Raw genomic sequence first — 20,461 nt, 5'->3', positions numbered from 1 at the left:
GCCAGCCACCTGAAAATACATCTTGCAAGGCATGCGACGAGGAACAAGCTTCGATGTTGTTTTGCTTGCAGACGCAGGAGCACATATACTGCCTTAAGGGTGAGACTCCTGAAGGCACAAAGCGAGCATCCTGGAGCGGAAATCAACTACTTTCAAAGAGCAACAAAGCTTATGAAAAAAGTCATTTAAAAAGTATACATATCTCCATTTATGATAAACTTTAGACTAGATAATAATATGAATAAGACGTACGAGAGAAGGTTTTTAAATGACAGACAAATGGCTAAATGTCGGAAAAATTGTTAACACACACGGAATAAGAGGAGAAGTGCGTGTTATTTCTAGAACAGACTTTCCGGAAGAACGTTATAAGACAGGTAATACATTGTATGTAGAAAAAGATCCAGGAAATCTTATCCCTGTAACAATTGAATCTCATCGCAAACATAAACAGTTCGATCTCTTAACGTTTGAAGGTCTAAATAACATTAATGATGTTGAACCCTTTAAAGGATATTTGTTAAAAGTACCAAAAGAACAGCAAGTGTCTTTAGAAGAGGGAGAGTTCTTTTATCATGACATCATTGGGTGTGCTGTTTATACGGTTGATGGGGAAGAATTAGGGAAAGTGAAAGAAATTTTGTCGCCAGGTGCAAATGATGTGTGGGTGGTTAAACGCAAAGGGTTTGGCTCCGACATTTTAATACCTTATATTCCGTCAGTTGTTAAGACGGTTGATTTAGACTCTAAAAAGATTTCAATCGAACCTTTAGAAGGACTTTTCTAAATGAAAATAGATGTATTAAGCCTGTTCCCAGATATGTTTTCAGGTGTTTTTGGCCAGTCTATTTTAAAAAAAGCACAAGAAAAAAGTGCCGTTCAGTTTCAGGTACTCGATTTCCGTGAATTCTCAACAAACAAACATAGAAATGTTGATGATTACCCTTATGGCGGAGGAGCTGGGATGGTGTTGACTCCCCAGCCGTTATTTGATGCAGTTGAAACCATTACGAAAGAAACCTCTGAGAAACCAAGGGTCATACTGCTTTGTCCACAAGGCGAGAGGTTTTCTCAAAGAAAGGCGGAAGAACTTTCTAAAGAAAAGCACCTGATCTTTTTATGCGGCCATTACGAAGGCTACGACGAGCGAATCAGAGAACATTTAGTTACAGATGAGATTTCAATCGGAGACTATGTCTTAACAGGCGGAGAGCTTGGTGCGATGGTAGTAATTGACGCTGTAACAAGATTGCTTCCTGGTGTGCTTGGAAAAGAAGAATCACATCTTCAGGATTCATTCAGTACAGGTCTTTTAGAACACCCTCAATATACGAGGCCGGCAGACTTCAGAGGTATGAAGGTTCCTGATGTTCTTATGTCTGGGAACCATAAAAATATTGAAGAATGGCGAAAGAAAGAGTCTTTAAAAAGGACTTATGAAAGACGTCCTGATCTCTTGAAACACATAGAGTTAACCAAAGAAGAAGAAAATTGGCTGAGAGAAATAAAAGATAATAAAACAACTTGATACTCGTCTGATTTATATGGTATTATATTGTTTGTGGCTTATGCCCGTTTAATCCGGTGTTCCGCTGCTTGATAATCACGCAAGAACATCCATGGGAAGGGAGGCAATAAACTATGCAACAGCTTATTGCAGATCTTGCAAAAGATCAATTAAAATCAGATTTACCAAAATTCCGTTCAGGTGACACTGTACGTGTACACGTGAAAGTAATCGAGGGTACTCGTGAGCGTATCCAGCTTTTTGAAGGTGTTGTTATCAAAAAGCGTGGGTCTGGGATTTCTGAAACGTTTACTGTTCGTAAAATTTCTTACGGTGTAGGTGTGGAGCGTGCGTTCCCTGTACATTCACCTAAGATTGCGAACCTTGAAGTTGTACGTCGCGGTAAAGTACGCCGTGCTAAGCTATACTACTTGCGTGCACTTCGTGGTAAAGCAGCTCGTATTAAAGAAATTCGCTAATAATTCTCGAAAGGAGCTTGACTTACTCAAGCTCCTTTTTCCATATTATAAGTAAGGAATTTCTACAGATGGTGAGGATTAAGAATGGCTCGTACAAAAAACGAAACGTGGGAATGGATTAAAGCATTAGCTGCAGCATTGTTATTGGCAGGTATCATCCGGTTCTTCCTTTTTGCCCCTGTGGTAGTAGATGGACAATCAATGATGCCGACTCTTCATGATGGAGATCGATTAATTGTTAATAAGTTCAGCTATATGATTGGAGAACCAAACAGATTCGATATTGTAGTCTTTCACGCTACAGAAGAAAAAGATTACATAAAAAGAGTAATTGGTTTGCCAGGAGATACGATCGAGTATAAAGATGATACTCTTTATGTGAATGGCAAAAAGGTGAAAGAAGAATACTTAGAAGCATATAAGAAAAAAACAAAAGACGGAAATTTCACATATGACTTCACTTTACTGGAAGTGACCGCTAAACAAAAGGTTCCAGAAGGCCAATTGTTTGTTCTAGGTGATAATCGCCGGAACTCCAGTGACAGCCGGAACATCGGTACTGTTAGTGAAGATGAAATCTTAGGAAAAGCATCATTCCGTTTCTGGCCGTTATCGGATATAGGATTTGTAAAGTAGGGTGAACTAACATGACCATTCAATGGTTTCCGGGCCATATGGCAAAAGCGCGCCGGGAAATAACTGAAAAACTAAAAATGATCGATGTCGTTTTCGAACTTGTAGACGCCAGAATTCCATTAGCATCACGTAACCCGATGATAGATGAGATACTTGGAGAAAAGCCGCGAATTGTTTTATTAAACAAAGCAGACTTGGCAGATCCAAAAGTAACCTCGAATTGGCAAAGCTATTTTTCAGATAAAGGAATTCCATCTCTGGCAATAAACTCACAAGACGGAAAAGGGATTAAAAAAATAGAACCTATTGCACACGAACTTGTAAAAGAAAAGTTTGATAAAATGAGAGCAAAGGGAATCGTTAAACCGCGTGCTGTTCGTGCTTTAATCGTTGGAATCCCTAATGTCGGGAAATCTACAATTATTAATAGGATGGCAGGTAAGAACATTGCTGTTACTGGAGATAAGCCAGGCGTAACAAAAAAACAGCAGTGGATCAAAGCAGGTAAGACTCTTGAACTCCTGGACACACCAGGTATTCTATGGCCGAAGTTTGAGGATCCGTCGATAGGTCTCAAGCTTGCTGTAACAGGAGCGATTAAAGAAACTTTATTTGATTTTACAGAAGTTGTTTTGTTTGCTGTGAAATATTTAAATGAACATTATCAAGAACGCCTGATTGAGCGTTATAAATTATCAGACATACCCGATGATCCTCTTCGTTTATTTGAAGAGATTGGAAAAAAAAGAGGTTGCATCATGAGTGGTGGTGAAGTTGATCTCGAAAAAACGGCAGAGATTGTGCTTCGCGACCTTCGTTCAGAAAAATTGGGCCGCTTGTCTTATGAGCTGCCATCAGCAATAACTGAATAATTTGGGGTACAGGCACGTATATTCTATGTGCCTGTTTTCTTTGACTCGATAAAGTCTTTAAAGACAGTTTAGCGTGCCGATAAATAATACATAAAGAGTGTGAAAAAAATGAAGCTTTCCTTAAAAGAATGGAATCAGAAATTAAGAGACAGTTCTATCGAAGAAATAAGCGGGCTTCTTAAGCTTCTTGCTTCAGATGAGAGACAAGGTGCTAAAAAATTATTTAAAACTTATACAAGCCGTTTGTTAGAAGCGGAAGCGGAATTAAGAAGACTTGAAATCATGTGCAGTTTTGAAAAACAATGTGCAGCAAACGGCAAAAAATTAATCGCTGGTGTGGATGAAGTTGGCCGTGGCCCGTTAGCAGGACCTGTAGTAGCTGCTGCCGTTATTTTACCAGAAGGCTATATTCTAGAAGGTATAAATGACTCCAAAAAGCTCTCGGAGAAAAAACGAGAAGATTTATATAAAAGAATCGTAGAAGATGCTGTTTGCTACAGTATTCATTTAGTTCAGCCTGACAAGATCGACGAAATCAACATCTATCAGGCATCTAAACTAGCCATGTCTGAGGCAGTTTGCAAGCTAAAGGTAGAGCCAGATCAGCTTTTGATCGATGCTATGGAAATCGCTCTGCCGATCGATCAGTTAAAAATTATAAAAGGAGATGAAAAAAGCATCTCTATTGCAGCAGCTTCTATAATTGCAAAAGTTACACGGGATCGATACATGAAAAAACTAGACCAAATGTATCCTCATTATGGTTTTAAAACAAATATGGGCTACGGCACAAAAGAGCATCTTGAAGCGCTGAGAACATTCGGTGCAACTGAAATACATCGCAAAACGTTTAGTCCAGTGGGAGAAATTATTAAGTTTACCGGGAGTGAATAAGGTGTTATCGATTAACAACATCATCAATCCACAGCCGCTTACACAAAATTCAGCAACAGGTATCAATCTGAAACTAAACCAATTGTTAACTGCAAAAATTTTAGAGATTTTTCCCGATCAAACGGCAAAGATTTTATATAATGGAGCAGCTTTGCATGCCAAATTAGAGGCTCCTTTAAAGAAAGGGAACCATTATTTGTTCGAAGTTGGAGATAAGAACGGAACAATAATCTTAAAAAAAATAGATGTAGATCCCTTAAAATCAACGACTGAACAAATGCTGCAAAAGTTAAATCTTCCTCAAACCGAAAGTAACAAAAAAGCTGCTGAGTTTGTTGTCTCAGAAAAAATGCCAGTAACAAAAGAAAATGTTAAACAGGTTTCTGATATTCTTCAGCTTGCAGCAAATATTCCCTTTAAAGAGAAGAAAGAAGTCATTCATAGGATGCAAGAACTTCAGCTTCCAGCTAAGCCTGCTTCGGTTAATGCGGTCATAGCTAGTATTCAAAATAAACCAGATCAACCTGAGATGAAACAATTGTTCGATTCTCTTAAACCGTATGTACATAAAGATAAAATCATAGCAAAAACGGTTGATTTGCTTCAAAGCTTATATGGTTTTAAAACCAATCATTCAGTTTCAAAAGAAAGTCCACAAGTATCTGCCAGCTCGACAAACACAATACACGTATCAAAAGAACCTATCGTTCAGCCTGGAAATTCTGGTATAGAAATAAAAGGATTGCATAAAGAACCTAAAGATGAAGTGAAAACAAGCCAAATAAACCAGCCTCCGGCACAAAAAGCGGAAGCTTCAGTTAATGATACAAAACGCCAAGTTTCAAATGATTTCTTACAAGCTGTTCAAAAATGGTTTCAAAAATCAGGGCTGCTGCACGAAAGGAATTTTTTGAAAGATCCCTTTCAAGTAACACAAACAGAAACCTTAAAATCACACATTATGACTTTAAAACAAAATTTAGAATCACTTGGACTGCCTGAAAGTATCTCACTAAAGGCTGAACAAGCGCTCAACAAACTTACGAGTCAGCAGATTCAAAACATTCCAGCTAACGAACACCTGCATCAGTTTGTTTTGCAGATTCCACTTGGGCAGAATGAAAACCCAAGAGAGATTTCAATCCGATGGGAAGGAAAAAAACAAAACGGTCAATCATTAGACCCGGACCATTGCAGAATGGTGTTTTGGCTGGAGATGAAAAATTTAAAAGATATTGCTGTTGATGTTCAGATTCAAAACAGAATTTTGTCTTTAAAGGTTTTCAGCGGTCATCCACAAATCGAGAATCTTTCAAAAGCATTTCTTCCATCATTAAAGAAAAGCTTAAGTGAAATGAACTATACGCTATCTTCAATAACTTTTGCACAAAAACCAAAAAATGAAATAAAAATCCCTGAGTCGAACACAGGATATAAAGGGATGGATTTGCGCATATGAGGAAAAACATAAAAGAAGCTGTAGCACTTAAATATAATCCCGAAGAATCAAGTTCTCCCATAGTAACGGCCAAAGGAAAAGGTGAAACAGCAGATCGGATCGTTCAAACTGCATCAGAGCACAATATTCCGATTCAGGAAGACCCTTCACTTGTGCACTTATTATCAAAATTAGAAATCGATGAAAGCATACCAGAGGAGCTGTATGAAGTCGTTGCAGAACTTTTTGCTTTTATTTATCAAATCGATCAAGAAGCAAAATGATAAACATAATTCTTGTTTAAACGGGCATTGCTAACATAAAGGAGTGTGCACAATGCCAAAAAATAAACTTGTCGTACAGCAATCTGAGCAATTAGTTAATCAATTTAGAGAAGAGATGGCTGAAGAATTTGGACTGTACCGTCCTGCTGCGGAAAAAGAAGCGATTACACCAAAGCTTATTAAAAAACAGGAAAACGAGAAAAACAAATGAAATAAGCTTTGGAAGCTCCTATTTTCCAAAGGTAAAAAGCAGTAAAACCAAAACCGTAGCATGAAGGTTTTGGTTTTTTTATTGGCCATAAATCCTGAATGCGCTTGCAATTTTCTGAAGAATAGTAGACATAAGACGCTTGGTCTTATACAATGATAACGGTACTTTAAGTTTTCACCATGATAGGAGGATGGAGAGTAAATGAATATCCACGAATACCAAGGTAAAGAGATACTTAGAAAATATGGTGTGGCTGTTCCAAACGGAAAAGTGGCATTTTCAGTTGAAGAAGCTGTAGAAGCTGCTAAAGAACTGGGGAGCGCTGTATCTGTTGTTAAAGCACAGATTCATGCAGGCGGCCGCGGTAAAGCGGGTGGCGTAAAAGTTGCCAAGAATATTGATGAAGTGCGTACATACGCAAATGAAATTTTAGGTAAAGTTCTAGTCACTCACCAAACAGGCCCAGAAGGTAAGGAAGTTAAGCGCTTACTTATCGAAGAAGGCTGTGACATTAAAAAGGAATATTACATTGGTCTTGTGCTTGATCGTGCAACTTCAAGTGTAGTAATGATGGGATCTGAAGAAGGCGGTACTGAAATTGAAGAAGTGGCAGAAGAAACACCTGAAAAAATCTTCAAAGAAGTAATCGACCCTGCGATCGGTCTTCAGGCATTCCAGGCAAGACGTTTAGCTTATAACATTAACATTCCAACGGAACTAGTAGGTAAAGCTGTTAAGTTCATGATGGGATTATATACTGCATTCGTAGAAAAAGACTGCTCTATCGCTGAAATTAATCCATTAGTTGTTACTGGAGACGGAAACGTAATGGCACTTGATGCGAAAATGAACTTTGATTCAAATGCTTTATACCGTCATAAAGACATCTTAGAATACAGAGATTTAGAAGAAGAAGATCCAAAAGAGATTGAAGCTTCTAAATATGATCTAAGCTATATCTCACTTGATGGAAATATCGGCTGTATGGTTAATGGTGCTGGTCTAGCTATGGCGACAATGGACATCATTAAGCATTATGGCGGTGACCCTGCTAACTTCCTTGATGTTGGGGGCGGCGCTACAACTGAGAAAGTAACAGAAGCTTTCAAGATTATTCTTTCCGACAAAAATGTTAAAGGGATTTTCGTTAACATCTTTGGAGGTATTATGAAATGTGACATCATTGCAAATGGTGTTGTGGAAGCTACGAAACAAGTTGGTCTTGAACTGCCTTTAGTCGTTCGACTAGAAGGTACAAACGTTGATCTTGGTAAAAAGATCCTAAAAGAATCCGGTCTTAATATTACAGCTGCTGATTCAATGGCTGACGGTGCAGAAAAAATCGTCGCATTGGTTAAGTAACAAAGAAAACATTGCAGGAAGGATGGGAATTTAAAGCATGAGCATTTTTATTAATAAAGACACAAAAGTCATCGTTCAGGGTATTACAGGTTCCGTTGGTCTTTTCCATACGAAACAAATGCTTGAATATGGTACGAAAATTGTGGGCGGAGTTACACCTGGTAAAGGCGGAACTGAAGTTGAAGGACTTCCTGTATTCAACACAGTTGCTGATGCAGTTAAAGAAACTGGAGCTAACGCTTCTGTTATTTATGTTCCTCCAGCATTTGCTGCCGAAGCAATCATCGAAGCTGTTGATGCAGAACTTGATCTAGCTATTTGTATTACAGAAGGTATTCCTGTAATGGATATGGTTAAAGTTAAGCGTTATATGGAAGGCAAGAAAACTCGCTTAGTTGGACCAAACTGCCCGGGTGTTATCACTCCTGAAGAATGTAAGATTGGTATCATGCCTGGCTACATCCACACGAAAGGACACGTAGGTGTTGTTTCCCGCTCTGGAACATTAACATATGAAGCTGTTCATCAGCTCTCAGAGCGCGGAATTGGACAATCTACAGCTGTTGGTATCGGTGGAGACCCAGTTAACGGTACGGACTTCATTGACGTTCTAAAGGCGTTTAATGAAGATGAAGATACGTATGCAGTCATCATGATTGGTGAAATTGGCGGAACTGCAGAAGAAGAAGCTGCAGAATGGGTAAAAGCTAATATGACTAAACCTGTTGTTGGGTTCATCGGCGGACAAACAGCACCTCCTGGAAAACGTATGGGTCATGCCGGTGCGATCATTTCTGGCGGTAAAGGTACTGCAGACGAAAAGATTAAAACAATGAAGGCATGCGGAATTAAAGTTGCAGCAACACCTTCAGTAATGGGTGAAACTTTAGTTGAAGCACTTAAAGAAAACGATCTTTACGATGTTTGTGTAACAAACAAAGAAAAAGCATCAAAAGCATAAATACCATAAGAGGTGTGTACTGCATCTCTAGCAACGTGAGAAGCTCCCAGCAATAGGGAGCTTTTTCACTTTAATTAACCATTGGTTCATGAGGAGGAAAAGAATTTGGATTATGAACGCTTAATTTTTCTTCATCATTGTGAGGGTCTTACATGGAATCATTTCAAGAATATTTTAACAGCCGATCCGGAATTAGCTGATATATTTAAAATGGATGTCAAGAGCCTGATGATGTCATTTGCGTTAAGCGAGAAAATGGCAGTACGTCTTTATACCTTTATGAATCAAAAAAACAGTACATACATAATGAATGTTTTAAAGAAAAATTCAATAACTGCATTACCTTATTTTCATAAAGATTATCCTTCTAGTTTGAAAACAATATTTGATCCCCCTTGGGTACTTTATGGAAGAGGAGATTGGAGTACGCTGAAACAGGATAAAATAATAAGTGTGGTAGGGACGAGAAACCCGAGCTCTGATGGATTGGGTGCCTTAAGCAAAGTTCTTACTCCTCTGCTGAAGAATAAATGGGTAGTAGTAAGCGGGCTTGCAAGAGGGATAGATACATATGCACACCGGCTTTGTCTATTAAATGGGACGCGAACGGCTGCAGTATTAGGTTCTGGAATAAAATGCGTATACCCCACCGAAAATAACAAATTGGCAGAAGAAATTAGCAGTCAAGGTATTCTTATTTCAGAGTTTCCGCCTTATGTTCAGCCAAAACGCTGGCATTTCCCATTGCGTAACCGTATAATTAGCGGTCTCGGCAAAGCAACTCTTGTTGCTGAAGCGAGAACGAAGAGCGGGTCGCTCATTACAGCCGATCAAGCTCTGGAACAAGGAAGAGATGTCTTTGCCATTCCAGGTTCAATCCTTGAAGATTGTGCAGCAGGTACAAATTTTTTGATTCAGAACGGTGCGAAACTCGTAATGTGTGCAGAGGATATAGCAGATGAATGGACTAAACCGTTTTCATTAAATTAGGAAACAGTTTGACAAAAGCAGATACATTATTTAATAATAGGGAAGATTTCACTAAACCCTTAAAGGGGGATAAACTGTAAATGGAAAAATACTTAGTCATTGTTGAGTCTCCCGCAAAAGCAAAGACGATAAAAAAATATTTAGGGAGCAAATATGACGTAAAAGCATCTATGGGACATGTTCGTGATTTGCCTAGAAGCCAGACCGGCGTAGATGTAGATGCAAATTATGAACCTAAATACATTACTATCCGAGGAAAAGGTCCAATATTAAAGGACTTGAAAACAGCAGCCAAAAAAGCGAAACAAATCTTTCTCGCAGCTGACCCGGATCGTGAAGGTGAAGCAATCGCATGGCATCTTGCTCACAGTTTAGATATGGATTTAGATTCTGATTGCCGAGTTGTATTTAATGAGATTACTAAAACCGCGATAAAAGATTCATTTAAGAAACCAAGAAAAATCAATATGGATTTAGTAGATGCTCAGCAAGCCAGAAGAGTTCTTGACAGACTTGTTGGGTACAAAGTCAGTCCGCTATTATGGAAGAAAATTAAAAAAGGTTTAAGTGCAGGACGGGTTCAGACTGTAGCAGTCCGCTTGATTGTTGAACGCGAAAAAGAAATTGAAGCTTTTCAGCCAGAAGAATATTGGAAGATCAAAGGGATATTCAGTGCTTCAGGCGAAGACTTTGAAGCCCAGTTCTATGGGCTTAACGGCAAGAAACAAGAGCTCTCTAATGAAGAAGAAGTAAAAGATATCCTGAGTAAAATTAAAGGGAAATCTTTTACGATTGATTCCGTACAGAAGAAAGAACGGAAAAGAAATCCTTCTCCGCCTTTCATTACTTCTTCCCTGCAGCAGGAAGCTGCTAGAAAGCTTAACTTCAGAGCGAAGAAAACGATGATGCTCGCACAGCAGCTATATGAAGGGATTGACCTTGGGAAAGAAGGTACAGTCGGTTTAATCACTTATATGCGTACTGATTCTACCCGGATCTCGGATACTGCAAAAGGTGAAGCTTCAGAGTTTATCGCAAATGAATTTGGAAAACAATACGTGAACACCTCAAGAGCTGAAAAGAAGTCAGGTAAGAATGCTCAAGATGCACATGAAGCTATTCGTCCTACCTCAGTCATGTATCATCCAAAAGATTTGAAAACTTATTTATCCAGAGACCAGCTCCGTCTTTACAAGCTAATATGGGAACGTTTCCTTGCAAGTCAGATGTCCTCTGCAGTACTGGACACAATGACTGTAGACCTTCAAAACAATGGTGTAACATTCCGTGCAACAGGGTCAAAAGTAAAGTTCCCTGGATTCATGAAGGTTTATGTAGAGGGCAATGATGACGGTAAAAAAGAAGAAGACCGCATCCTTCCTGATGTACAAGAAGGTATGAAGGCTGATAAGAAAGATTTAGAGCCCACACAGCACTTTACCCAGCCGCCGCCGCGCTATACCGAAGCTAGATTAGTACGGACGATGGAAGAATTGGGGATAGGCAGACCTTCTACTTATGCTCCGACTCTCGATACGATTCAAAAGAGAGGCTATGTTGCTTTAGACGACAAGAAATTCGTTCCAACTGAGCTTGGAGAACTTGTATTAGAGATGACCCTTGAGTTTTTCCCTGAGGTCTTTAACGTCGAATTTACTGCCAAGATGGAAAGTGATCTCGATGAAGTTGAAGACGGAAATATCGATTGGATCAAGATCATTGACGAATTCTATAAAAATTTTGAGAAGAAGCTTAAAATTGCAGAAGAAGAAATGCAAAAAGTAGAAATTAAAGACGAGCCAGCAGGGGAAAACTGCGAGAAATGCGGACATGAAATGGTCTATAAGATGGGCCGCTTCGGCAAGTTCATGGCATGCTCCAATTTCCCGGATTGCAGAAACACCAAACCAATCGTTAAAGATATTGGCGTCGAATGTCCTTCTTGTCATAAAGGATCAATTGTCGAACGAAAAAGCAAAAAGAAACGAGTTTTCTATGGCTGCAACAGATATCCTGACTGTGAGTTCGTTTCATGGGACAAACCAATTGCAAGAACATGTCCGAAATGTAATAGTATGCTAGTAGAAAAGAAAACGAAAAAAGGAAAAGTCGTTCAATGCGTGTCTTGCGACTATTCCGAAGAGGAAGCAAAGTAAGGAGTTTACCATGAGCCATCAACATGTTAACGTAATCGGAGCGGGTCTTGCCGGCAGTGAAGCTGCTTGGCAGATCGCAAGCCGAGGAATAAAAGTTAAATTATATGAGATGAGACCGGTTAGACAGACCCCGGCTCATCACACTGAAAAATTTGCAGAGCTTGTATGTTCAAACTCATTGCGGGCGAATACATTAACAAATGCTGTTGGTGTATTAAAAGAAGAAATGAGAAAATTGAATTCTGTTATCATTTCATCTGCAGATGATTGTGCAGTTCCTGCAGGCGGCGCATTAGCTGTCGACCGTCACGAGTTTGCAGGGCTTGTAACAGAACGCGTAAAGAATCACCCTAATGTAGAAGTAATAACAGAAGAAGTAACAGAAATTCCTGATGGTCCGACAATTATCGCAACCGGTCCTTTAACTTCTGATCATTTATCAAAAGCTTTAAACTCTTTAACTGGCGAAGAATATTTATATTTTTACGATGCTGCAGCTCCTATCATTGAAGTGGATAGTATCAATATGGATAAGGTCTATTTAAAATCTCGCTACGATAAAGGTGAAGCAGCTTATTTAAACTGTCCGATGACTGAAGAGGAATTCGATCGTTTTTACGAAGCTCTTATTTCTTCTGAAACTGTTCCTTTAAAAGAGTTTGAAAAAGAAATCTTTTTTGAGGGCTGTATGCCTGTTGAAGTAATGGCTAAGCGAGGTAAGAAGACTCTCCTTTTCGGACCGATGAAACCCGTTGGCCTAGAAGATCCGAAAACTGGAAAGATCCCATATGCTGTCGTTCAGTTAAGACAAGACAATAGTGCAGGAACGCTATATAATATTGTAGGGTTTCAAACTCACTTGAAATGGGGACCTCAAAAAGAACTTATTCAGCTTATTCCCGGTTTAGAAAATGCAGAGGTTGTGCGTTTCGGTGTTATGCACCGGAATACATTCTTAAATTCCCCTAAACTTTTAAGAGACACATATCAGCTAAAAGAAAGAGATGATCTTTTCTTTGCAGGGCAGATGACAGGTGTTGAAGGATATGTGGAAAGTGCTGCATCAGGATTGATCGCTGGCATAAATGCGGCAAAACTCGTAAAAGGCGAGGAGTTAGCTGTTTTTCCTAGAGAAACTGCAATCGGAAGTATGGCATATTATATTACGACTGCCAACCCTGATAATTTCCAGCCGATGAATGCAAACTTTGGCCTGCTGCCCTTGCTCGAAACAAGGATTAAAAATAAGCAGGAAAGAAACAAGGCAATCGCAGAACGAGCATTGGAAACAATTCAGAATTTTATAACAAATTTGTGAACATCTATTGCTTTAGCCCCTAAGTTGTGATACGATTTAGGGGCTTTGTGAGGTGTATGAAATGGAATCAGAACGCCAGCTCGTGGTGGATTTTCTTAATTACTTGATGATTGAGAAGAACAGTTCGCCATATACGATCGAACACTATGAAAAAGATATTAATGATTTTACTTCTTTTTTGAAACAGCAAGCAATCGAAGGATTCGCTGCTGTTTCTTATGTTTTAGTTAGACATTATCTCGTGACGCTTCATGAAAAGAAGTATGCTAGAAATACCGTTGCTAGAAAGATATCTTCCATGAGAAGTTTTTACCGTTTCTTAAATCGGGAAAAAGTCGTGGAACAAAATCCTTTTGCAATGGCCTCTTTGCCTAAAAAAGCAAAAATGCTTCCTCAATTTCTTTATGAAAAAGAGTTGGAGAAGCTTTTTAATGTGTCTGACGTCAGTACGCCAATCGGACAAAGAAATCAGGCCATTCTCGAATTGCTCTATGGTACGGGTATACGTGTGAGCGAATGCTGCAAACTGCAATTGAAGGATCTTGATCTTTTTGTAGAGGCTGCATTAGTCAAGGGTAAAGGGAAAAAGGAAAGGTATGTTCCTATCGGTTCTTTTGCCAAAGAAGCATTAGAAAGATATATTAGCGATGGGCGTAAACTTTTACTAGAAAAAACAGAAAATAAAACGGATTCCCTGTTTTTGAATTATAAAGGGGAACCTTTAAGTGCGAGAAGCGTAAGAAACATATTGAATAAAATCATTGAAGAATCGTCGCTCAATATACATATCAGTCCACACGTTTTAAGGCATACTTTTGCGACACACATGCTCAATGAAGGTGCAGATTTACGAGCAGTTCAGGAACTTCTGGGACATTCACAGCTCTCATCAACACAAGTTTACACACACGTTACGAAAGACCATTTAAAAAAAATCTATAATAATGCGCATCCTCGAGCATAAAAAACAAAAAGGGAGGGATTTTTCGATGTCAACTTTTCATGCAACCACAATCTTTGCAATTCAGCACAATGGGGAAGCAGCAATGACTGGAGATGGCCAGGTAACGTTCGGCAATGCAGTCGTAATGAAACATACGGCTAAAAAAGTAAGAAAGCTGTATGGCGGGAAGGTACTTGCTGGTTTTGCCGGTTCTGTAGCAGATGCATTTACTCTTTACGAAAAGTTTGAAAGCAAACTTGAAGAGTACAGCGGCAACTTACAGCGTGCATCTGTTGAAATGGCAAAAGAATGGCGTACTGATCAAGTCTTAAGGAAACTCGAGGCATTGCTGATCGTAATGAACAAAGAGCATATGCTGCTTATTTCAGGAACAGGTGAAGTCATTGAACCTGATGACGGCATTCTAGCTATTGGCTCAGGCGGAAATTATGCGCTAGCTGCAGGAAGAGCATTGAAAAATAATGCTTCTCAGCTTTCTGCTAAAGAAATAGCGCTTGCTTCATTGCAAACAGCCGGCGAGATTTGTGTTTACACAAATACGGAGATCGTATTAGAGGAACTGTAAAATCCTATATAAGGAGTGATTTTGTTTGAACAGTCAACTAACTCCAAGGCAGATCGTTGAAAAACTCGATCAATACATTATTGGACAAAAAGATGCTAAAAAAGCAGTGGCGGTGGCTCTCAGAAACCGTTACAGAAGAAGTCTCCTGGATGATAAACTTCGCGACGAGGTATCTCCAAAAAATATTTTAATGATTGGTCCGACTGGTGTCGGTAAAACAGAGATTGCAAGAAGACTTGCAAAACTTGCTCAAGCTCCTTTTATTAAAATAGAAGCTACGAAATTTACTGAAGTCGGCTATGTTGGTCGTGATGTCGATTCCATGGTTCGTGATCTGGTTGAAACATCTGTAAGGCTTGTTAAAGAGCTTAAGATGAATGAAGTCAAAGACAAGGCCGAGCAGAATGCGAATAAGCGTCTAGTCGAACTTCTCGTCCCTGGTAAAAAGACAGAAACAAGCTATAAAAATCCTCTAGAAATGTTTTTTGGCGGAGGTAATCAAAACCAGGAACAGTCATCAGAGCAGGATGACGAAGGGAACTTAAAGCAAAGACGAAACCAAATGGCTCAAAAATTAGCTCTTGGGGAAATGGAAGATCATCTAGTAACAGTAGAAGTCGATGAGCAAAACCCTTCAATGCTTGATATGTTTCAAGGCTCTGGTCTTGAACAGGTAGGCATGAATATGCAAGACATGCTAGGTGGGATTATGCCTAAGAAAAAGAAAAAAAGAAAGCTTACAGTACGTGAAGCGAGAAAAGTTCTGACACAGGACGAAGCAGCGAAATTGATCGATATGGATGACGTAACGAGTGAAGCTGTTTATAAGACAGAACAAACAGGTATTATATTTATAGATGAGATTGATAAGATTGCCGGAAAGAATCAAAACTCTGCAGATGTCAGCAGAGAAGGTGTTCAAAGGGATATTCTTCCCATCGTAGAAGGATCCACTGTCATGACGAAATATGGCTCGATTAAGACTGATCATATTCTATTTATTGCAGCAGGAGCTTTTCACATGGCAAAACCTTCAGATCTCATTCCCGAGCTTCAAGGAAGATTTCCGATCAGAGTAGAATTAAATAGCTTGTCTGTTGAAGATTTTACACGTATATTAATAGAGCCTGATAATGCGATTGTAAAACAGTACAAAGCTCTATTAAGTACAGAAGGTATAAATGTTGAATTTTCTGACGATGCTATTGCTAAGATTGCAAGTATCGCATTTGAAGTCAATCAAGACACCGACAATATAGGTGCAAGAAGACTTCATACCATATTGGAGCGCTTACTCGAAGACTTGTCTTTTGAAGCGCCAGATATCAGTTTAGATCAAATTACCATTACACCCGAGTATGTAGAAGAAAAACTGGCTAATATCGCAAAGAATAAGGATTTAAGCCAATACATTTTATAGGATGCACTAGGAGGAAGAAATACAATGAATTTATTAAACAAAGCAAGAAGCATTAACTCAATGCTGCAGCAAACAGGTGGAAAACAAGTAAACTTTAAAGAAATGGCTGAAACACTTAGCTCAGTAATTGGTGCTAACATATTCGTAGTCAGCCGCAGAGGAAAATTATTAGGAACTGCTCTAAAACAGGATATTGAAAACGAGCGTATGAAAAAGATGATTCAAGATCGTCAATTTCCTACTGATTACACGAAGAATCTTTTTAACATCACAGAATCAATGGCTAACATTGATGTTGAAAGTGATTACACAGCTTTCCCTGTTGAGAACAAAGATTTATTCTCTACGGGCTTAACGACAGTGGTTCCTATTGTTGGTGGCGGAGAAAGATTAGGAACTCTTATTTTATCCAGACTGTCAACATCGTTTGAAGAAGATGATCTAGTATTAGCAGAGTATGGTGCAACAGTAGTTGGTATGGAGATTCTTCGCGAGAAAGCGGAAGAGATTGAAGAAGAAGCTAGAAATAAAGCTGTTGTTCAAATGGCGATCAGTTCATTATCATATAGTGAGCTTGAAGCGATCGAACACATCTTTGAAGAATTGGAAGGTAATGAAGGCTTGCTTGTAGCGAGTAAAATTGCTGACCGTGTGGGGATTACAAGATCAGTAATCGTTAACGCGCTTCGCAAGCTGGAGAGTGCGGGAGTTATCGAGTCTCGTTCACTTGGAATGAAGGGAACGTACATTAAGGTATTAAATGATAAATTCTTGCTTGAACTTGAAAAATTAAAAACTTCTTAATCATAAAGATCAAAAAACCAATCCAGACAGGGTTGGTTTTTTTATTGGACTTTTTTGCAATTCAAGCAGTTCTTGAAAGTGGTTGATTTCCGTTCCAGGATGCTCGCTTTCCGCGGGGCGTGCGGTGAGCCCACTCGTCGCTCTGCGACATTGAATGGTCTCACTTGTCCCGCTTCATGGAAGTATCCTTGCTCCTGCGTCTACAAGTAAATGCTACCGATGTGAGCTTCCTCGTCGCATGCCCAACGAGAAGCTTCTCAGGTGGTAGGCACGCACCTTGCTCTCCAATCAACCTGTCAGGAAGAGAATAAAAAAGATAGAAAGCAATTCTATAAAGAAAATAAAAAAGAAAGCAGAGCTATCTTTTAGATTAGAGCCTGCTGAATCCTTGTTGCTCTTAAAAGTCATTGGTTTCCAGGATGCACGTTTTTCAAAGATGTACATTATAAATAATCCCAAAATCAACATTCATTCAGAAAAAAGCCTTCTTTTGTTAAGACATGGACATTTTTGCTTATCTGTTAAAAAAAATGTCGATAAAAAAAGATTAGTAAAGTTGTACTGTTCGGCTAAATACGACAGGGATTTTATTACTAGATGCAGAATTAGGTATAAAGTCACGGTCGAAACATAGTGCTTTCTATCGAAAAAAGTCATTTTGGGAAAAAATACATAGACACTTTTTGGATATATCACTTAAAATATGATATAGCGGTAAGATTTAACATTAATTGAAACATCTATAGTAAAAAAGAGGGAAGTGATCAACTTGTTCTCTAGCCCTGTCATGAAAAACTTGGAAATGGCATTAGATGGATCAGCGTTAAAACAGAAAACCATTTCAAATAATTTGGCTAATGTGGACACTCCTGGATATAAAGCGAAAGAAGCCGTTTTTAAACAGGAATTTGAAAGAAGCTTAAATGCATACCGTACAAATCAGCGCCATTTTACTTTTAGTACGGATAGACCATCCTCTTTTTATGTAAAAGAGCAAGGCGGCACAACTATGAACCATAACGGAAATAATGTGGATGTTGACAAAGAGATGGCTGAACTGGCAAAGAATCAATTGTATTATCAGACACTTGTACAGCGAATAAACGGAAAGTTCAATTCAATTAAGATGGTTGTTAAAGGCGGGAGATAAAATATGGGTATGTTTGATGCACTGAATTTTTCTGCATCTGGATTAACAGCACAGCGATTGAGAATGGATGTAGCTTCTTCCAACATGGCAAATGTTGATTCGACAAGAGGCAGGTTATTAGAAAATGGGGAGTGGGAACCCTATAGACGAAAAATGGTGGTGCTGGGTTCAGGAGAGTCCAGTTTTAAAAGCATGTTTAATAAAGCAGTGAATCATAATGGAAATCTTAATGGTGTTAAGGTAAGTGAAATTAAAAATGATGAGACACCTTTTAAATCTGTTTATCAGCCAGATCATCCGGATGCAGGAGAAGATGGATTTGTACAACTTCCAAATGTGGATCCTCTAAAAGAGATGGTTGATTTAATGAGTGCGACACGTTCATACGAAGCAAATGTTACAGCATTGAATGCAGCAAAAGGAATGTATTTAAAAGCCCTTGAAATCGGCCGTTAGGAGAGGTAGCACATGGATAAAATTTCTTTAGGAACGATTCAAAGCATGAACAGTATATCTCCATCTGTAAAAACAACACCTTTTGAAGCTCAAGAAAGCTTCAAAAATTATCTGCAGGGTGCATTGGAGAATATAAGCGAGACACAAGCACAGTCTAACGCAGCTACACAAGCGTTGATGAATGGCAAAATGGATAATCTTCATCAAGTCATGATAACGGCAGAAAAAGCGAGTGTAACATTGCAGACCACTCTTGAAATTCGCAATAAAGTGGTTGAAGCGTACCAAGAAATCATGAGGATGCAAGTTTAATAGCTAATACATAATTCGAAGTGTGCATTCTATTTTGGGGGTAGCTTCAAAAAAATTTTTATTGTGTTTATCGGGGGAAAAAATGAAAGAAAAATGGAAACAAGTCACCAAGCAAATCACTGAACGTTTCAAATCGCGTTCTAATACACAAAAAGGACTAATTCTTGGCGGGATATTCATTTTTATAGCAGGCTTTATTTTTCTGACCGTGATGATGTCCAGTCCGAATCTTGTACCTTTATATACGAATCTTTCTCCGCAAGAAGCTGGGCAGATCCAAGAGAACTTAAACAGTAAAGGGATTGCCAATGAAGTACAGGATGGCGGGAAAACAATACTGGTTCCACAAGAGCAGGTAAATAATCTTCAGGTACAGCTTGCTGCTGAAGGTCTTCCTAAAAGCGGAAACATAGATTTTTCTTACTTTGGAGAAAAATCGGGTTTTGGAATTACAGATAAAGAATTCGGAGTGCTTGAAAGAGAAGCAACACAAACGGAAATTGCTAACTTAATAAAGAGTATTAATGGAGTGGATGATGCAAGTGTAATGATTACACTTCCGGAGAGCAGTGTCTGGGTGAATCAGGAAGAAGAAAAAGCATCTGCTTCTGTAGTTCTTTCATTAGGTGCTGGGGCTCGGCTAGATGAAGAACAAGTGAAAGCGCTGTATCACCTTGTATCTAAAAGTGTTGCAGATCTTCCTATGGAAAATATCGTCATCACAGACCAATACTTTAATTATTATGATTTAAACTCAGTGAACTCTACTTCTTCAGCATCTAAATATGAAGAGCAAAGAAAAATTAAACAGGATGTAGAGAGAGACCTTCAGCGCAGAGTGCAGCAAATGCTAGCTACGATCATGGGTCAGGGGAAAGTTGTAGCAACTGTAACTACTGATATTGATTTTACTGAAGAGAAACGCGAAGAAACCTTAATAGAACCTGTAGATAAAGAAAACATGAAAGGCATTGAAATAAGTGTTGAACGCATTCGTGAAACATTTACCGGCGAGGGTGCGGCTGCAGGGGGGGTATCCGGAACAGGTGATCAGGAAGTGCCAACTTACCCTGGGTCAGCTGCTGGATCTAACGGAGATTACGAAAAAGTAGAAGAACGTATCAATAATGAAGTAAATAAGATCCGAAAAGAAATTGTGGAGAGTCCTTATCAGATTCGCGATTTAGGAATTCAAGTAATGGTCGAACCTCCTAATCCAAAACAACCCGATTCATTGCCGCAAGAAAGATTAGATGATATTGAACAGATTTTGAGTGCGATCGTTAGAACGAGTATTTCAAAAGATGTTAATAGCGAGTTAACAGAAGAGCAGATTCAAGAGAAGATCTTTGTTTCTGCACAGCCTTTTAACGGCAAGCCAGACATGGAGACTGTAAAAGCTGGTATTCCATTATGGATCTATATTACAGGCGGTATCCTGCTGATCATTATTATTCTATTAATCTTCTTGCTGACACGAAAAAGAAGAGCGGACGAAGATAAAGGCACGATAGAAGAGTACGAGATGGAAGAACAGCAGACATATTATGTACCTGATGTGAATAAAGAGCAGGGTTCAGAAGGCACCGTGCGCAAAGAACAGCTAGAAAGAATGGCTAAAGAAAAACCAGAAGAGTTTGCAAAACTAGTACGAACGTGGTTGTCAGAGGAATAGGAGGTAA

22 protein-coding genes are annotated in these 20,461 nt (G+C 39.0%); all 22 read left to right on the top strand.

Annotation, left to right across the window (positions count from 1 at the left end; translation table 11 throughout):
• The first annotated feature begins 268 nt into the window (after nucleotides 1-268).
• The 22 genes from rimM to fliF all read left to right on the top strand — a co-directional run bounded on the left by rimM (nucleotide 269) and on the right by fliF (nucleotide 20,454).
• On the top strand, nucleotides 269-787 hold the full coding sequence (gene rimM / locus UN64_RS07495; protein WP_077361333.1) for a ribosome maturation factor RimM: 519 nt from the start codon (nucleotides 269-271) through the stop codon (nucleotides 785-787).
• Nucleotides 788-1,528, top strand: a complete 741-nt coding sequence (gene trmD, locus UN64_RS07490; RefSeq protein WP_077361331.1) for a tRNA (guanosine(37)-N1)-methyltransferase TrmD — start codon at nucleotides 788-790, stop codon at nucleotides 1,526-1,528.
• Nucleotides 1,529-1,641: 113 nt separating this feature from the next.
• A complete protein-coding gene (rplS, locus tag UN64_RS07485) occupies nucleotides 1,642-1,986 on the top strand; it encodes a 50S ribosomal protein L19 (protein WP_066289359.1) in 345 nt (114 codons plus the stop codon).
• An 84-nt stretch (nucleotides 1,987-2,070) separates the two neighbouring features.
• On the top strand, nucleotides 2,071-2,622 hold the full coding sequence (gene lepB / locus UN64_RS07480) for a signal peptidase I (RefSeq protein WP_077361329.1): 552 nt from the start codon (nucleotides 2,071-2,073) through the stop codon (nucleotides 2,620-2,622).
• 11 nt (nucleotides 2,623-2,633) lie between these two features.
• Nucleotides 2,634-3,494 (top strand): ribosome biogenesis GTPase YlqF, encoded by an 861-nt coding sequence (gene ylqF / locus UN64_RS07475; protein WP_077361327.1) that lies wholly within the window; start codon nucleotides 2,634-2,636, stop codon nucleotides 3,492-3,494.
• Between the two features lie 108 nt (nucleotides 3,495-3,602).
• Complete coding sequence (locus UN64_RS07470; protein WP_077361325.1) at nucleotides 3,603-4,388, top strand: ribonuclease HII; 786 nt, start codon at nucleotides 3,603-3,605, stop codon at nucleotides 4,386-4,388.
• Between the two features lies 1 nt (nucleotide 4,389).
• Nucleotides 4,390-5,847, top strand: coding sequence for a DUF6240 domain-containing protein (locus UN64_RS07465; RefSeq protein ID WP_077361323.1), 1,458 nt, complete (start codon nucleotides 4,390-4,392; stop codon nucleotides 5,845-5,847).
• Entirely contained in the window at nucleotides 5,844-6,110 is a 267-nt protein-coding gene (locus tag UN64_RS07460) for an EscU/YscU/HrcU family type III secretion system export apparatus switch protein (protein WP_077361321.1), read from the top strand. The genes UN64_RS07465 and UN64_RS07460 overlap by 4 nt, the downstream gene beginning before the upstream one ends.
• 52 nt (nucleotides 6,111-6,162) lie before the next feature.
• Nucleotides 6,163-6,321, top strand: a complete 159-nt coding sequence (locus UN64_RS20510) for a small, acid-soluble spore protein, alpha/beta type (RefSeq protein WP_139343058.1) — start codon at nucleotides 6,163-6,165, stop codon at nucleotides 6,319-6,321.
• Nucleotides 6,322-6,522: 201 nt separating this feature from the next.
• Complete coding sequence (sucC, locus tag UN64_RS07455) at nucleotides 6,523-7,683, top strand: ADP-forming succinate--CoA ligase subunit beta (protein ID WP_066289373.1); 1,161 nt, start codon at nucleotides 6,523-6,525, stop codon at nucleotides 7,681-7,683.
• 37 nt (nucleotides 7,684-7,720) lie between these two features.
• Entirely contained in the window at nucleotides 7,721-8,644 is a 924-nt protein-coding gene (sucD, locus tag UN64_RS07450) for a succinate--CoA ligase subunit alpha (RefSeq protein ID WP_066289375.1), read from the top strand.
• 105 nt (nucleotides 8,645-8,749) lie between these two features.
• Nucleotides 8,750-9,634, top strand: a complete 885-nt coding sequence (gene dprA, locus UN64_RS07445) for a DNA-processing protein DprA (protein ID WP_077361319.1) — start codon at nucleotides 8,750-8,752, stop codon at nucleotides 9,632-9,634.
• A gap of 80 nt (nucleotides 9,635-9,714) precedes the next feature.
• Nucleotides 9,715-11,790 carry a type I DNA topoisomerase gene (topA, locus tag UN64_RS07440; protein WP_077361317.1) on the top strand — a complete coding sequence of 692 codons (2,076 nt, stop codon included), beginning with the start codon at nucleotides 9,715-9,717 and terminating at the stop codon, nucleotides 11,788-11,790.
• Between the two features lie 10 nt (nucleotides 11,791-11,800).
• Nucleotides 11,801-13,108: an FADH(2)-oxidizing methylenetetrahydrofolate--tRNA-(uracil(54)-C(5))-methyltransferase TrmFO gene (gene trmFO / locus UN64_RS07435; protein ID WP_077361315.1), complete on the top strand. Its 1,308-nt coding sequence runs from the start codon at nucleotides 11,801-11,803 to the stop codon at nucleotides 13,106-13,108.
• 61 nt (nucleotides 13,109-13,169) lie between these two features.
• The gene (gene xerC / locus UN64_RS07430; protein WP_077363659.1) at nucleotides 13,170-14,072 is read left to right on the top strand and encodes a tyrosine recombinase XerC; all 903 of its coding nucleotides are present in this window, start codon (nucleotides 13,170-13,172) and stop codon (nucleotides 14,070-14,072) included.
• Nucleotides 14,073-14,097: 25 nt separating this feature from the next.
• Nucleotides 14,098-14,637, top strand: coding sequence for an ATP-dependent protease subunit HslV (gene hslV / locus UN64_RS07425; RefSeq protein ID WP_077361313.1), 540 nt, complete (start codon nucleotides 14,098-14,100; stop codon nucleotides 14,635-14,637).
• Nucleotides 14,638-14,662: 25 nt separating this feature from the next.
• The gene (hslU, locus tag UN64_RS07420; RefSeq protein ID WP_077361311.1) at nucleotides 14,663-16,057 is read left to right on the top strand and encodes an ATP-dependent protease ATPase subunit HslU; all 1,395 of its coding nucleotides are present in this window, start codon (nucleotides 14,663-14,665) and stop codon (nucleotides 16,055-16,057) included.
• 24 nt (nucleotides 16,058-16,081) lie between these two features.
• Complete coding sequence (gene codY, locus UN64_RS07415) at nucleotides 16,082-16,861, top strand: GTP-sensing pleiotropic transcriptional regulator CodY (protein WP_066289397.1); 780 nt, start codon at nucleotides 16,082-16,084, stop codon at nucleotides 16,859-16,861.
• Nucleotides 16,862-17,624: 763 nt separating this feature from the next.
• Complete coding sequence (gene flgB, locus UN64_RS07405; protein WP_077363657.1) at nucleotides 17,625-18,011, top strand: flagellar basal body rod protein FlgB; 387 nt, start codon at nucleotides 17,625-17,627, stop codon at nucleotides 18,009-18,011.
• 3 nt (nucleotides 18,012-18,014) lie between these two features.
• The gene (gene flgC / locus UN64_RS07400; protein WP_245801987.1) at nucleotides 18,015-18,467 is read left to right on the top strand and encodes a flagellar basal body rod protein FlgC; all 453 of its coding nucleotides are present in this window, start codon (nucleotides 18,015-18,017) and stop codon (nucleotides 18,465-18,467) included.
• 12 nt (nucleotides 18,468-18,479) lie between these two features.
• The gene (fliE, locus tag UN64_RS07395) at nucleotides 18,480-18,779 is read left to right on the top strand and encodes a flagellar hook-basal body complex protein FliE (RefSeq protein WP_077361306.1); all 300 of its coding nucleotides are present in this window, start codon (nucleotides 18,480-18,482) and stop codon (nucleotides 18,777-18,779) included.
• Nucleotides 18,780-18,861: 82 nt separating this feature from the next.
• Complete coding sequence (gene fliF, locus UN64_RS07390) at nucleotides 18,862-20,454, top strand: flagellar basal-body MS-ring/collar protein FliF (protein WP_077361304.1); 1,593 nt, start codon at nucleotides 18,862-18,864, stop codon at nucleotides 20,452-20,454.
• Nucleotides 20,455-20,461 lie beyond the last annotated feature (7 nt).

This window comes from Fictibacillus arsenicus (assembly GCF_001999465.1).
Classification (GTDB): domain Bacteria; phylum Bacillota; class Bacilli; order Bacillales; family Fictibacillaceae; genus Fictibacillus; species Fictibacillus arsenicus.
The sequence above is the reverse complement of the archived record's forward strand: the minus strand, read 5'-3'. Positions and strand labels throughout refer to the sequence as shown.